We start from the raw sequence: 12,786 nt of genomic DNA, 5'->3' as shown, positions 1-12,786 counted from the left end.
AAAATTAGCTATTATTTAATCATTGATTAAATAATAGCTTTTTTCTACAATTTACTAAATGTTTTAATATTTTTGTTATAGAAACGCTGTACCATATTGATAACCCAGTTTTGCTTATCTTTACGATAATAAGAAATAACATATCCAAGGACGATTAACCCACCCAAGAAAGCACAGATCATATCAGTTAAAGAATCATGAACTCCAGTAGAATAATGATTGATACAATCATTATTAAAGAAAATTAACATTCCATATTCATAGAATTCCCATATAACAGCAATAGATAAATTAACAGCAACAATAAAAATTAAAAAGATAATGTAATCCTGTTTATTGCTAATATGTGTTTGCTTTTTAATAAGAGTAAAAATAAAAACAGCAAAAATACTAGCAAGAATACCGCTGAAAAAATGAACAATTTTATCAAAATATGCGACATGATAGCCACCTAAACAGCTACCAATTAAAGATGCAAAATAGATAAAGACTACGTTCAATATTTTGACTTCATCGGTCATTTTAATCTTTAAAATGTGCATAAGCGCTGGGAAAAGCCACGGTGTTAAACAAGCAACGATTCCCATATAAAAAGCCTGTTGATTACCATTTAGATAATTATAAATAAATGATCCTGTTAAAGTAATAATATAAATACCGGTCATTAAATAAAATACTAATTTGCTACTTGTTTTTTTCATCTGCCCATCTCCTCGTATAATATGTTTTTAATGATGGATTTTCAACTTATTTAAATAGATAATGTATGATTTATATCATCTTTGATGATTTTGCAAGGTATTAATTATGGTAAGTCATTAACCTATTTTAACAGTTATGATAGCTTTTTTGGTTTAATTTAGTTGAAATAATAAATGGATTATTTTATTGTTCTCTTTTAAGGATAACATACTTTTTAATGTTTATCACGTTAATTATTAATGTTTTAAAGTTGTTATATACGCTAATCATATCTATTTTGCTAAAAAAGTTTATATTTAATTGAAAAATTATCTCTTTTGTTTAGTTGAAACAATTTATTATTGCAATATTAAACTAATAAGGGTAATATAGTTAGCGCTAACTAACTATAATTTATATAAAGGAGCATGACATGCAATTAACAAAAGAAAAACTAACATACTTACTTTTTTTATACGATTATAAGGATAAAGGCTATACGATTACTAGAATTGCTCAGGAAATGAATATATCCAAATCAACAATTAGTCGTGTTTTAAATACTTTTTATCAAGAAGGACTTTTATTAGAAAAAGGGAAAGGAAAACTATCTTGTCAGGGTTGTCAAATGGCAAAAAGATATAAGTACGACATTAATAAGTTATCGAAATGGCTCCAGGATAGTGCTGATTTTAATGAAGAACAAGCGTATCAAGAGGCTTTGTTATTAGTATTGACATTGAGTGATGAAACAAGACGGAAATTAGTAACTAATACTAGTAAAGAGAAATTATTCAAATTAATTGCAAATGTTAAAGAAATTAGTGGCGATATGCTTAGTGTTAATCTAGATGACGGTGAATATTCTTTTGCATTTACAGTGTATAAAAAAGATCGTGTGGGGATTTCTATGGCTAATGAAGTTTTTTATCATCCCGGTGTTTTAGAAATTAAACAAGGTTATGGTCAATTGATTCTTAAACCTAAAGAAGTTGAACATGTTTCGTTAAGTGGTAAGATGGTATTGAAAGGGAAATTGGAATCATTGAAATATGAAATTGAAAATCAATTTATATCAAGTCATTTTATTCGTGGTAATTTTGTTATACCGATCTCTAAATTACGGTTTTTTTATAGTAAGGAAGAAAGAATGTTACAAGCATCGATTAAAATTATAGTTAAAGTAGATGTCGGAATTATTCATATACCAGAAAATGAAGTGATTTTAACAATTATTTTTAAATAATGTTTCGTGGGGTACAACAAATAAATTATTTTAAAACAGTAAGATATTTTGTTATTTTGTTGCAGGATTGAAACAAAAAATGTAGTTGAAATGAGTAGAAATACTGTTAAAATTCCGTTGTGGTTAGTTTTAACTAACTTAAAGAAAATATTTTTTTTGATATTTAAGTTAGAAAAAACTAACAAATATATCTAAGAGGAGGAGAATATGAAAAAAATATTAAAAGTTGCATTAGTTTTAATGATGGCTTTTGGGATTCAATTAGCTTCATTAAATGGAGTTAGCGCTCAAGAAAATGGCACTTTGCCCGATGGTAGTTACATAGTATCAACCGTTTTGAAGAATGCCTCAAATATTAATAATGATTCAAAGGCAGCAGGAGCATTAGCTGATGAAGGAACTCTAGAAATAATTGATGGTAAATGGTATTTGATTGCTGAATTTAAAACATTAAGTATGTTTGGATTTTCAGGTAATGCCTCAAATATCAAATACTATGAAACAGATACTAATTCATCATTAAACGATGCCGAAGTTATTAGTTATCGAACTGATGCTTCAGGGGCTCAACAGGTTGAAAAAGTAAAAATACCAGTAGCCGTTGATAGTGAAGGTGTCTATATCCAGATGTATGTTGATGTGATGATGATGACAACTGATGCTTACATTCAGTTTAATACAGATGGAATTATTATTCCTAAACCAGAACCAGAAAATCCGGTCTATAATTTAGAAAATGGTAAATATGAAGTAGCTGTTGATGTTTTAAAAACGGATAGTGATGATCAATCTATGGCAGCTCAAGCAGTAAAAAGTGCAGTAGTAGAAGCTAATGGTGGCAAATTAATTGTTACATTGGAAATGGGATCAGTAACGGTTTATGGTCAAACGGCCTATGTTGATAATATGGAATATCAATTAGCTGATGGGACATACAAAACAGCCGAAGTTACAGATTATGATAGTGACGGCAATGTTTCACAAATTAAATTTACATTAGATAAAAATACTAAATATACTAATGTAAAATTCTATTACGGTGGAAGTTCACGTGGTGCTGAGGCTAGATTATCTTTAGGATTAGATAATCCGGTATTGGTTGAAGACGATAAAGAAACTTCAAAATTTAGTAAAGATGGTACATATAATGTCAAAGTTGCATTGTGGAATGCGACTCAGGATAAAGCTTCAATGGCAGCAGAAGCAGTTGATGAAATGGCAACCGTTGTGGTTAAAGATGGTGTAAAAACAATGTATTTAACAACTAAAAAAATGTCATTTGCAAGTTTAGAAGCAGCATTACAAGAATTATATATTGGTTCTACTAGCGATAGTAATTATAAAGACAATATGGCTACTGTAGAAGCAAGAGACAATGAAGGTAATCCAGTATTATGGTCATTTGCTTTACCTAGTGAAGAAGAATTTTTCAATGTTGTTGTTAATCCCCATGTAGCAATGATGGGTAATGGGGATATTGATGCTCGTATTAAAGTGGATTATTCAACTTTAACATATGTATCTGCTTCAACTGAAGCACCAATTGTAAAGGGTGATGATAATCAACCGACTACTGATGATTCTAAAACAGATACAACAGTACCTGCAACAGATAATAATACAGCTAGTTCAAATAGCACAGCTGTAAAAACTGGTGATAATACAAGTATAGAATTAATGGGAGGATTATTAATTGTATCACTTGTAACTATGGGTTATTTAGTTAGAAGAAAATTATGGCAATAAAAAAGATTGTTTTAACACTGATTACAATTTTAACATTAGTAATCACGATTAAACCAGCTTTTGCCCTTGACGATGGAGCGTACTTAGTTGGACGCTCCACGTCTTATGTTAATCCTCATACTGGTTCACCAGAAGATGGTGGAACTAATATTGCGCTTGGCGAAAGCATGTGTTCAAATATTATTAGTAGTCAATTGTTATTAGAACAAACAGGTGGAAAATATTATCTTACTTTTGAAATTAATTTAGCTGATAATATTTCTGATTACAGCTTTAAAATTATGAATAGTAGTGGGAGTTTTCGTAATGCTAGTGCTAGTGAATTAAGCACTAGTACATCAAATGCTAAACGTTTTAGAATCCAGGTAAACTCACCAAGTGAATATATTAGTCCGATTATTTATGTAGTACCAATGAAAAGAAATGTACAATTTTTCTTCCAGGCTGATGTAAATTCAGCGACGCCTGGAACAGGGATGTATGAAAGTCAAATGGTTCCGGCAACTTCAAATAGTAATGGTATAAGTAATAACACTACAACTTCAAATTCTAGTACTGATCAAAATAATGAATCTAGTAGTAATGAAGAGAATGTAAGTCAAGAAACTGTTGTTACAAATACAACCGAAAACCAACAGGTTGGGACAATTAACAAAGAGTCATTGATGGAAAATGTTACAGGATTATCAAATTATATTATTGATGATGATGGTAAGGTGGATAAAGACGCCAAATTAACAGTTAAAAACCTAAAAAAAGATAGTGGGGAAACAAAAGAACAAACTAATAATTTACCAATGATAATTGGTGGAGTAGTGATGGTTGTTTTAATAGCTGTAGCAGGAGGAATATATTATGTTAAAAAAGTTAAAAAGTAGTTTGTTAGCTTTAATATTAACTTTATCATTTGTTGGCTGTGTTGATCAAAGTGGTGCTAGCAATAATAATGATAAATTAACAATAGCAGCAACTTCTGTAGCAGTGACTGAAATTTTAGAAGCTTTAGAGATATCGGCTGATCAGGTTATTGGAATTCCTACAACTGAAGCTTATTCAGTACCTAAAAAATATCAAAATGCAACCGAGTTAGGGACTGCAATGGCACCAGATATGGAAACATTATCAACTTTAAAACCAGATTTGATATTAAGTCCTAATTCATTAGAAGGTGATTTGGCAGCTAAGTATGAAAAAATTGGTATTAGTTCATCATTTCTGAATTTAAAAAGTGTTTCAGGAATGTTTAAAAGTATTGAAGAATTAGGAAAGTTATCAGATAAAGAAGATAAAGCAGCTAAACTTGTAAATGAATTTGTTGATTATATGGTAGCATTTAGAGAAAAATATCAAAATCGAACTAGTCCCCGAGTTTTAATATTAATGGGGTTACCAGGTGGTAGCTATGTTGTAGCAACAGAATCTAGTTATGTCGGTGATTTAGTAAGACTAGCAGGTGGGACTAATATTTATGGTAATGGTGATGGCCAGGATTTTGTAAATGTAAATGTTGAAGATATCTTACAACAAAATCCGGATATCATCTTAAGAACAAGTCACGCCTTGCCTGAGGAAGTAATGGAGTATTTTAAAAAAGAATTTCAAGAAAATGCTATCTGGTCACAATTTAGTGCCGTCCAAAATGGTCGTGTTTATGATTTAGATAATAATTATTTTGGGATGAGTGCTAATTTTAATTACCAAAAGGGATTAGAAAATCTAGAGGGAATTTTATATGGCACAAATTAAAAAACATCCTAAATTATTTATTTTAGTACTAATAGTAATATTATTTGTGAGTTTTTTTGTTGCTATTAATCTAGGAAGTATTCAGGTTTCCATACCACAGTTATTTAAAGGATTATTTATTGAATATGATAGTGAGGTAGCGAGTGTTTATACGATTCGGTTTCCACGGGTAATTGTAATGATGTTGGCCGGTGGAGCTCTGGCTTTATCGGGATTATTATTCCAAGTGGTTCTAAAAAATCCTTTAGCTGATCCCGGAATTATTGGTATTAGTAATGGTGCTAATCTTGCCAGTATTTTAGCGGGGGTATTATTACCGCAGCTTTATAGTATTAACTGGTTAATAGCTTTCTTAGGTGGACTTGTTACATTTGCAATTATATATAGTTTGTCGTGGAAATCAGGATTTAAGACAACTAGAATTATTTTAATTGGTGTCGCAATAAATTATACGATCAGCGCGCTAGTGTCCTTAGTTGAAAGTTCATCAGCATCTTTGACAAGTCAGGCAACGGGAACGGTAGCTTTATATACTTGGCAAAATGTAACTGTTTTACTAGTTTGTTTATTACCAGTAGTATTAGTTACTATGTTCATGGCTAAGGCTTGTAATTTATTAGCTCTTGAAGACAGGACTTTAACGACATTAGGAGTAAATGTTAATTTTTATCGATTTGGTTTGTCATTATTAGCAGTATTATTATGCAGCATTTCGGTTTCGGTTGTTGGAGTGATTGGTTTTATCGCTTTGTTAGTTCCTCATGTTTCTAGATTATTAGTAGGTTTAGAACATAAATATTTATTACCGGTTAGTTTTTTGATTGGGATGATTGTTTTATTGATTACTGATACGATTGGACGGGTTATCATGGCGCCTTATGAAATAGCACCAGCAATAATTATGGCTGTTATTGGAGGACCGTTGTTTATTATTTTATTGAAACGGAGTATTGATGTAAATGGAAGTTAATAATATTAGATTTAGTTATCATAATAAGCCATTTATTGATGATTTATCGGTAGTTTTTCAAGAAAATAAAATTACTTCAATCATTGGACCAAATGGCAGTGGTAAATCGACATTATTAATGTTATTGAGCCGGATTTATAAAAGCAATGAGGGTGTAATTAAGCTAAATGGCAAAAATATCTGGGATTATAAATTGAAAAATTTTGCTAAAAAAGTAGCAGTAGTTCATCAAAAGAATCAAATATATGGGGATTTAGATGTTAAGACAATTGTTGGTTATGGTCGATTACCATATCTTAGCTATCATCAAAGTTTGGGTGAAAAAGATTATCAAATCATTGATTGGGCTTTAGAAATAACTAATTTAAAAAAATATCAAGACCACCAATTGGCTAAATTATCCGGTGGTCAACAACAACGAGTTTGGCTTGCAGTTGCATTGTGTCAAAAAACACCAATTTTGTTATTAGATGAACCAACAACTTATTTAGATGTAAAGTATCAAATAGAAATATTAAATTTAATTAAAAAAATTAATCATGATTATAAAATGACTATTATTATGGTTCACCATGATATTAATCAGGCAATTAATTATAGTGATGAAATAGTAGCAATGAAAGATGGAAAGATTTTATTTCAAGGAAAACCTAATGACGTTATTAATCCTAAATCTCTAAAGCAGCTATATGACTATAAATTAGAAGTAATAGATCATGGTAATCAAAAAATAGTTTTAAACTATCAATAAAATAATTTAATCATTTCTAAACCATAATTTACCATTATTTAAAGATATTCTTATAAAATCATGACTAAATTGAACGAAAATTATAGCTTATACTAACAGTGTAGTCAAAAATAATATGTTTTTTTCAATCCTTTCTCAAAAAAAGACTACTACTCTTTGGATATCTTTTCCCTGATATCTATAAAAAAGGCAGTGTAAACTGTCTGTTTTTTTTTGAATAATAGTAGCAGAATTGTCAAAAATTAGTTTATAAAATCGATTTACATTTTATAACTATTCTTGCTATAAATGTATTAAATATCCAAAAAATTTATGATTTGGCTAAAAAGTTTTGTTTGATTAAGGTTTAAAAAGAGAACTCAGTTATAAAAGTGTCGATTTTATCGTTGCTTTTTTAGCTGTGTTATGAAAATATCATTTAGATATTTGACAAATCTATATGATTTTGTTAATATACAGCGGAGGTGAATTTATGTACTTTGATACTCATTGTCACTTAAATAGTGAAGAATTATTTGAAAATCATGATTTGTTTATTCAAAAAGCTTTGGATAATCAAGTGAATAATATGGTCGTTGTTGGCTATACACTAGAGTCTTCTAAAAAAGCTGTTGAACTTGCAAAACAATATGATTTTATATATGCAGCAGTTGGTATTGGACCAAATGACTGCTTAGATACAACTAAAGAAGATATGGACGAGTTGGAAGAGTACCTAAAAGAGCCTTGTGTTGTAGCTTTAGGTGAAATCGGACTTGATTATTATTGGGATACTGTTAGTAAAGAAAAACAGTTAGAGGTTTTTAATTGGCAAATGGAATTAGCAAAAAAATACCAAAAGCCAGTAGTAATTCATTGTCGTGATGCTTATGAGGACACCTATCAAGTTTTAAAACGCAATGGACATCCAGGAATAATGCATTGTTATAGTGGATCGGTAGAAATGGCCAAACGCTTTATTGATATTGGTTTTTACATTTCGTTGGCAGGACCGGTAACCTTTAAAAATGCCCGAGTTCCTAAAGATGTGGCAGCAAATATTGATTTAGAGCATTTATTAATTGAAACTGACTGTCCTTATTTGACTCCTCACCCATATCGAGGTAAGTTGAATGAGCCTGCAAATGTTGTGTATATTGCCCAGGAAATAGCTAAGCTAAAAAACATGGAAATAGAAAACGTTGCAAGGGCGACAACGTTTAATGCCAAAAAAGTTTTTGGTATTAAATAGGAGGAAAAATAATGAACAAAATTAAAGAGGCTGTTATTAAAGCAGACCCCCGTATGAAGGGGTTAGTTGTTGTAATGATTGCCTATATCGGGATCATGTTCGCTGTATTTAATGTTGGTGCGACTGATCAAATTGATAACTATGTGGAAACAATTGATGTAACTGTTGAAGATGGTAATACGGGACAAAAAGGATATTTAGTTAGACAAAACTCAGTATCTGATGTTCTTGATGAATTAGGTATTGTTGTTAATCCACAAGATATCGTGAATTTAGATTTGAATTATGTAGTTAATGATGGTGATTTGATTCAAATTACCCGCGTAAACGAAGCAAATATAGAAGAAGTAGTTGCTGTTAAATCCAATACAATAAATACAACAGGATTAGAATTGTTTACGACTAAAGTTGCTCAACAAGGGCAAGATGGCCAAGTAAAAAATACTTATCGAGTAACTTATCAAAACGGAAATGAAGTAAGCAGACAGCTTATTGGTAGCGAGGTGATAAGTCCAGCTACTGATACAATAATTGAAACAGGTACTTTACAGGAGGGAGCTTACTTTACAGGACGATTAACTACTTATGGTGGTGATTGTGCTGGAGGTAATGGAACTTCTTCTAGTGGTATTAAGTTAAGTCCAATTTCTGGAGTACAAGGATCTAATAGTGCCAAATTAACATATAATGGGCGCTCATATTATTGCTTAGCAGCCGATCCATCAATTCCATTTGGAACAATTATTGAGATTTCTAATCATAATTTAAGTATTGAATCAACAGCCTATGGTATTGTTGTTGATAGAGGTGGAGCTATTAAAGGTAATAAAATTGATATCTTTAATGGAACTGAAGCTGGTAAATATTTCAGCGGTGGAACCTCAAATAATACCCAGTTTAAAATTATTTCAGTTGGAAGTGGCAAGAACTTCTGGAAATAGAAAGGTCAGCTATGTCTGATCTTTTTTTATTTCGATGATTTGGTAAATAAAATCTTTATAGTTTTAAAAATAGCGATTTTGTAGTACAATAGTAGACGACTTAAAGGAGGGAAAAAATCGTGTATGATATAATTGTTGTAGGTGGTGGGCATGCCGGTATTGAAGCAGCTTTAGCACCAGCAAGAATGAAACAAAAAACAGTTTTAGTAACATCTAATTTTGATAATGTTGGCAGCCTTCCTTGTAATACCTCAATTGGAGGACCGGCAAAAGGAATTATTGTCCGGGAAATAGATGCTCTAGGAGGGCAAATGGCAGTAACTGCTGATAAAACATATTTACAAATGAAAATGTTAAATACAGCAAAAGGCCCAGGAGTTCAATCTTTACGTGGTCAAGCTGATAAAATAAAATATCCTCGCTATATGCAAAAAGTATTAAAAGAACAAGAAAACTTGGATATAGTAGAAGGAATGGTCGAAGATTTAATTGTAGAAGATAACACAGTTAAAGGTGTAATTTTAGATGATGGTCAAAAAATTATGGGTAAGATGGTCATCTTAACGACTGGAACTTATTTAAAAGCAGAAATTTTATGTGGTCATCAAAAACATCCTAGTGGACCTGATCAACAAAAAGAATCTAAATATTTATCAACTCGTTTAGCTAAGCTTGGTTTTAGAATTCAACGATTGAAAACCGGAACTCCACCACGAGTGGATATTAATAGTGTTGATTATTCAAAAACAACGTTACAACCAGGAACTGATGCTAAATTGGCTTTTAGTTTTAGAACAAAAGAATTTGTACCAATTGACCAACAAGTACCATGTTATTTAACATATACAAATGAAAAAACACATCAAATAATACGAGATAATTTACACAAATCAAGTATGTATGGTGGTATCGTAAAAGGAGTTGGACCACGCTATTGTCCATCAATTGAAGATAAGATTGTAAAATTTGCTGATAAAAAACAACATCAGATTTTTTTAGAACCAGAATCTAGAGAAATGAATACTATTTATGTTCAAGGTTTTTCTAGTTCGTTACCTCATGATGTTCAAGAGGAAATGATTAGAACGATACCTGGTCTAGAAAATTGTAAGATTTTAAAATATGCTTATGCTATTGAATATGATGCTATTGATCCTTTACAATTATGGCCTTCATTAGAAACTAAAGTAATTAAAAATTTATTTACTGCTGGTCAAATCAATGGAACTAGCGGTTATGAAGAAGCAGCTGGACAAGGATTGATCGCTGGAATTAATGCTAGTTTAAAATTACAAGGAAAAGCACCATTAGTTTTAAAACGTGATGAAGCTTATATTGGTGTTATGATTGATGACTTAGTAACTAAAGGAACAGATGAGCCATATCGAATGTTAACTAGTCGTGCTGAGTATCGTTTATTAATTCGTCATGATAATGCTGATGAACGTTTAATGAAATATGGCCATGATGTAGGTTTAATCAATGATGAGGTTTATGATGAATATTTAGCAAAAATGAAAGGTATTTTTGATGAAATTGAACGTTTGGATACAATTCGTTTTACACCAAAACATGAAATAAACGATTTATTAGAACAGTATAATTCAGCTCGTTTAACAGAAGGAATTAGTGCTAAGGAATTAATTAAACGTCCTGAATTAACATATGATATGATTTTGCCATTTGTTGATGGTCCAGAATTAAGTGAAGAACAACGTCGTCGTGTTACTATTTTGATTAAATATAAGGGCTATATAGATAAGGCAAAACGTCAAGCTGAAAAACAAACAAAGATGGAAGAAAAGAAAATTCCATCAGATATTGACTATGATCAAGTTAAGAATTTAGCTTTAGAAGCAAGACAAAAATTAAATAAGATTCGTCCTTTAACAATTGGACAAGCTACGCGGATATCTGGTATTAATCCTGCTGATATTTCAGTGTTATTGATTTATTTAAAACAAAAATATAATGAGGAATAGATATGAACGAACAAGAATTTATTAATCAACTGAAACAGCAGGGAATTGAATTAACTGCGTTGCAGATTGAACAGTTTAAAAAATATTATGAACTTTTAGTTGAATGGAATCAAAAAATGAATTTAACGGCGATTACTGATCAAGAAGGGGTTTATTTAAAACATTTTTATGATTCACTAACAATTGCATTTAATTTTAAATTTAATAATCAAAAGATAATTGATGTTGGTGCTGGGGCTGGCTTTCCTAGTATTCCTCTTAAAATAGTGTATCCTGATTTAAAGGTTACTATTGTTGATTCACTTACAAAAAGAATAACTTTTTTAAATCATTTATTTAAAGAATTAAAGTTGACAGATTGTCAGGCAATAAGTGCTCGTGCTGAAGAATATGCTAAAGATCATCGTCAGGAAGCCGATATTGTTATGGCAAGAGCTGTTGCTAGATTAAATATTCTTGATGAACTTTGCTTACCACTGGTAAAAGTAAATGGCTATTTTTTAGCTCTTAAAGGATTAAAAGCTAAAGAAGAATTAAAAGAGGCAAGTAATGGGATAAAAGTATTGGGTGGTCGTGTTGACGAAGTAATCGACTTTACGTTAACTAATGATGATCATCGAAGCAATATAATTATCAAAAAAGTTAAAGCTACTCCAGGTAAATATCCTCGAATGTTTAGTAAGATTAAAAAACAGCCTTTATAGGAGAGAATATGTTAGAGAAAGTATATAAACAAATAGATATTGAAAAAATCAAAGCTAATGAAAATCAACCAAGAACAATTTTTGATGATGAAAAAATTGCTGAATTGGCTACGTCAATTAAAGAAAATGGTTTGATTCAGCCATTGATTGTTAGAAAATACAATCGAAATTATCAAATTATTGCCGGTGAACGTCGTTATCGTGCATGTAAACTAGCTGGTTTAAAGACAGTACCATGTATTATTAAAGATATTGATGATAAACAAATGGATACTTATGCAATTATTGAAAACATCCAACGAGAAGATTTAACACCAATTGAAGAAGCTAATGCTTATAAAACATTAATCGATACTTATGGTATGAGCCAAACTGAACTAGCTAATAAAGTTGGTAAAAAACAATCAACGATTGCTAATAAACTTAGATTATTAAAATTAAGTGATGAAGTAAAAGATGCTTTAAAATCTAAACAGATTACTGAACGTCATGCTCGAGCAATGTTAAGTTTACAGCCAGAAAAACAAGAAGAAGTCTTACATGAAGTTATTGATAAATCATTAAATGTAAAGCAAACAGAGACTTTAATTAATAAACCGCCAAAAATTAAGAAAAAAAATAAAGGAACTGTTAAAGCTGTTTCACGAAATTTTAAGATTGCTATTAATACGATCAATCAAGCAACTGATTTAATTTTAAAATCAGGGGTCGAAGTAACTAGTGAAACAGAAGAAAATGATGATGAATATGTTATTATCTTACGTGTAAAAAAATAAACTTTGTTGGGA

Annotated in this window: 12 protein-coding genes; 11 read left to right on the top strand and 1 reads right to left on the bottom strand. The window is 30.6% G+C overall.

Annotation, left to right across the window (positions count from 1 at the left end):
• Positions 1-44: 44 nt before the first annotated feature.
• Complete coding sequence (locus B5E92_RS01680) at positions 45-701, bottom strand: DUF2238 domain-containing protein (protein ID WP_087298689.1); 657 nt, start codon at positions 699-701, stop codon at positions 45-47.
• Positions 702-1,114: 413 nt separating this feature from the next.
• Between B5E92_RS01680 and B5E92_RS01675 the strand changes: the two genes are divergently transcribed.
• The 11 genes from B5E92_RS01675 to noc all read left to right on the top strand — a co-directional run bounded on the left by B5E92_RS01675 (position 1,115) and on the right by noc (position 12,774).
• On the top strand, positions 1,115-1,927 hold the full coding sequence (locus B5E92_RS01675) for a helix-turn-helix domain-containing protein (protein WP_087298688.1): 813 nt from the start codon (positions 1,115-1,117) through the stop codon (positions 1,925-1,927).
• Positions 1,928-2,134: 207 nt separating this feature from the next.
• Positions 2,135-3,673: an NEAT domain-containing protein gene (locus B5E92_RS01670; RefSeq protein WP_087298687.1), complete on the top strand. Its 1,539-nt coding sequence runs from the start codon at positions 2,135-2,137 to the stop codon at positions 3,671-3,673.
• The gene (locus tag B5E92_RS01665) at positions 3,664-4,551 is read left to right on the top strand and encodes a heme-binding Shp domain-containing protein (RefSeq protein ID WP_087298686.1); all 888 of its coding nucleotides are present in this window, start codon (positions 3,664-3,666) and stop codon (positions 4,549-4,551) included. Before B5E92_RS01670 ends, B5E92_RS01665 begins: the two co-directional genes overlap by 10 nt.
• A complete protein-coding gene (gene isdE / locus B5E92_RS01660) occupies positions 4,529-5,419 on the top strand; it encodes a heme ABC transporter substrate-binding protein IsdE (RefSeq protein WP_087298685.1) in 891 nt (296 codons plus the stop codon). The genes B5E92_RS01665 and isdE overlap by 23 nt, the downstream gene beginning before the upstream one ends.
• Positions 5,406-6,389, top strand: coding sequence for an iron ABC transporter permease (locus tag B5E92_RS01655; protein WP_087298684.1), 984 nt, complete (start codon positions 5,406-5,408; stop codon positions 6,387-6,389). Before isdE ends, B5E92_RS01655 begins: the two co-directional genes overlap by 14 nt.
• Entirely contained in the window at positions 6,379-7,140 is a 762-nt protein-coding gene (locus B5E92_RS01650; RefSeq protein WP_087298683.1) for an ABC transporter ATP-binding protein, read from the top strand. The genes B5E92_RS01655 and B5E92_RS01650 overlap by 11 nt, the downstream gene beginning before the upstream one ends.
• A gap of 472 nt (positions 7,141-7,612) precedes the next feature.
• A complete protein-coding gene (locus tag B5E92_RS01645; RefSeq protein ID WP_087298682.1) occupies positions 7,613-8,371 on the top strand; it encodes a TatD family hydrolase in 759 nt (252 codons plus the stop codon).
• 11 nt (positions 8,372-8,382) lie between these two features.
• Positions 8,383-9,312: a G5 domain-containing protein gene (locus B5E92_RS01640; protein WP_087298681.1), complete on the top strand. Its 930-nt coding sequence runs from the start codon at positions 8,383-8,385 to the stop codon at positions 9,310-9,312.
• A 119-nt stretch (positions 9,313-9,431) separates the two neighbouring features.
• Positions 9,432-11,294 carry a tRNA uridine-5-carboxymethylaminomethyl(34) synthesis enzyme MnmG gene (mnmG, locus tag B5E92_RS01635; RefSeq protein WP_087298680.1) on the top strand — a complete coding sequence of 621 codons (1,863 nt, stop codon included), beginning with the start codon at positions 9,432-9,434 and terminating at the stop codon, positions 11,292-11,294.
• Between the two features lie 2 nt (positions 11,295-11,296).
• The gene (gene rsmG, locus B5E92_RS01630) at positions 11,297-11,998 is read left to right on the top strand and encodes a 16S rRNA (guanine(527)-N(7))-methyltransferase RsmG (RefSeq protein ID WP_087298679.1); all 702 of its coding nucleotides are present in this window, start codon (positions 11,297-11,299) and stop codon (positions 11,996-11,998) included.
• Positions 11,999-12,006: 8 nt separating this feature from the next.
• A complete protein-coding gene (noc, locus tag B5E92_RS01625; protein WP_087298678.1) occupies positions 12,007-12,774 on the top strand; it encodes a nucleoid occlusion protein in 768 nt (255 codons plus the stop codon).
• Positions 12,775-12,786: the final 12 nt, after the last annotated feature.

The sequence above is a fragment of the Erysipelatoclostridium sp. An15 genome, assembly GCF_002160675.1.
Taxonomy (GTDB): Bacteria; Bacillota_I; Bacilli_A; order Erysipelotrichales; family Coprobacillaceae; genus Thomasclavelia; species Thomasclavelia merdavium.
Note: the sequence above shows the minus strand (reverse complement) of the source record. Positions and strands in the feature narration are given on the sequence as shown.

Excerpts from the sequence above, each read along its gene's own strand:
- B5E92_RS01680 (WP_087298689.1), bottom strand. The coding sequence starts at position 701 with ATGAAAAAAACAAGTAGCAAATTAGTATTTTATTTAATGACCGGTATT.
- B5E92_RS01675 (WP_087298688.1), top strand. The coding sequence starts at position 1,115 with ATGCAATTAACAAAAGAAAAACTAACATACTTACTTTTTTTATACGAT.
- B5E92_RS01670 (WP_087298687.1), top strand. The coding sequence starts at position 2,135 with ATGAAAAAAATATTAAAAGTTGCATTAGTTTTAATGATGGCTTTTGGG.
- B5E92_RS01665 (WP_087298686.1), top strand. The coding sequence starts at position 3,664 with ATGGCAATAAAAAAGATTGTTTTAACACTGATTACAATTTTAACATTA.
- isdE (WP_087298685.1), top strand. The coding sequence starts at position 4,529 with ATGTTAAAAAAGTTAAAAAGTAGTTTGTTAGCTTTAATATTAACTTTA.
- B5E92_RS01655 (WP_087298684.1), top strand. The coding sequence starts at position 5,406 with ATGGCACAAATTAAAAAACATCCTAAATTATTTATTTTAGTACTAATA.
- B5E92_RS01650 (WP_087298683.1), top strand. The coding sequence starts at position 6,379 with ATGGAAGTTAATAATATTAGATTTAGTTATCATAATAAGCCATTTATT.
- B5E92_RS01645 (WP_087298682.1), top strand. The coding sequence starts at position 7,613 with ATGTACTTTGATACTCATTGTCACTTAAATAGTGAAGAATTATTTGAA.
- B5E92_RS01640 (WP_087298681.1), top strand. The coding sequence starts at position 8,383 with ATGAACAAAATTAAAGAGGCTGTTATTAAAGCAGACCCCCGTATGAAG.
- rsmG (WP_087298679.1), top strand. The coding sequence starts at position 11,297 with ATGAACGAACAAGAATTTATTAATCAACTGAAACAGCAGGGAATTGAA.
- noc (WP_087298678.1), top strand. The coding sequence starts at position 12,007 with ATGTTAGAGAAAGTATATAAACAAATAGATATTGAAAAAATCAAAGCT.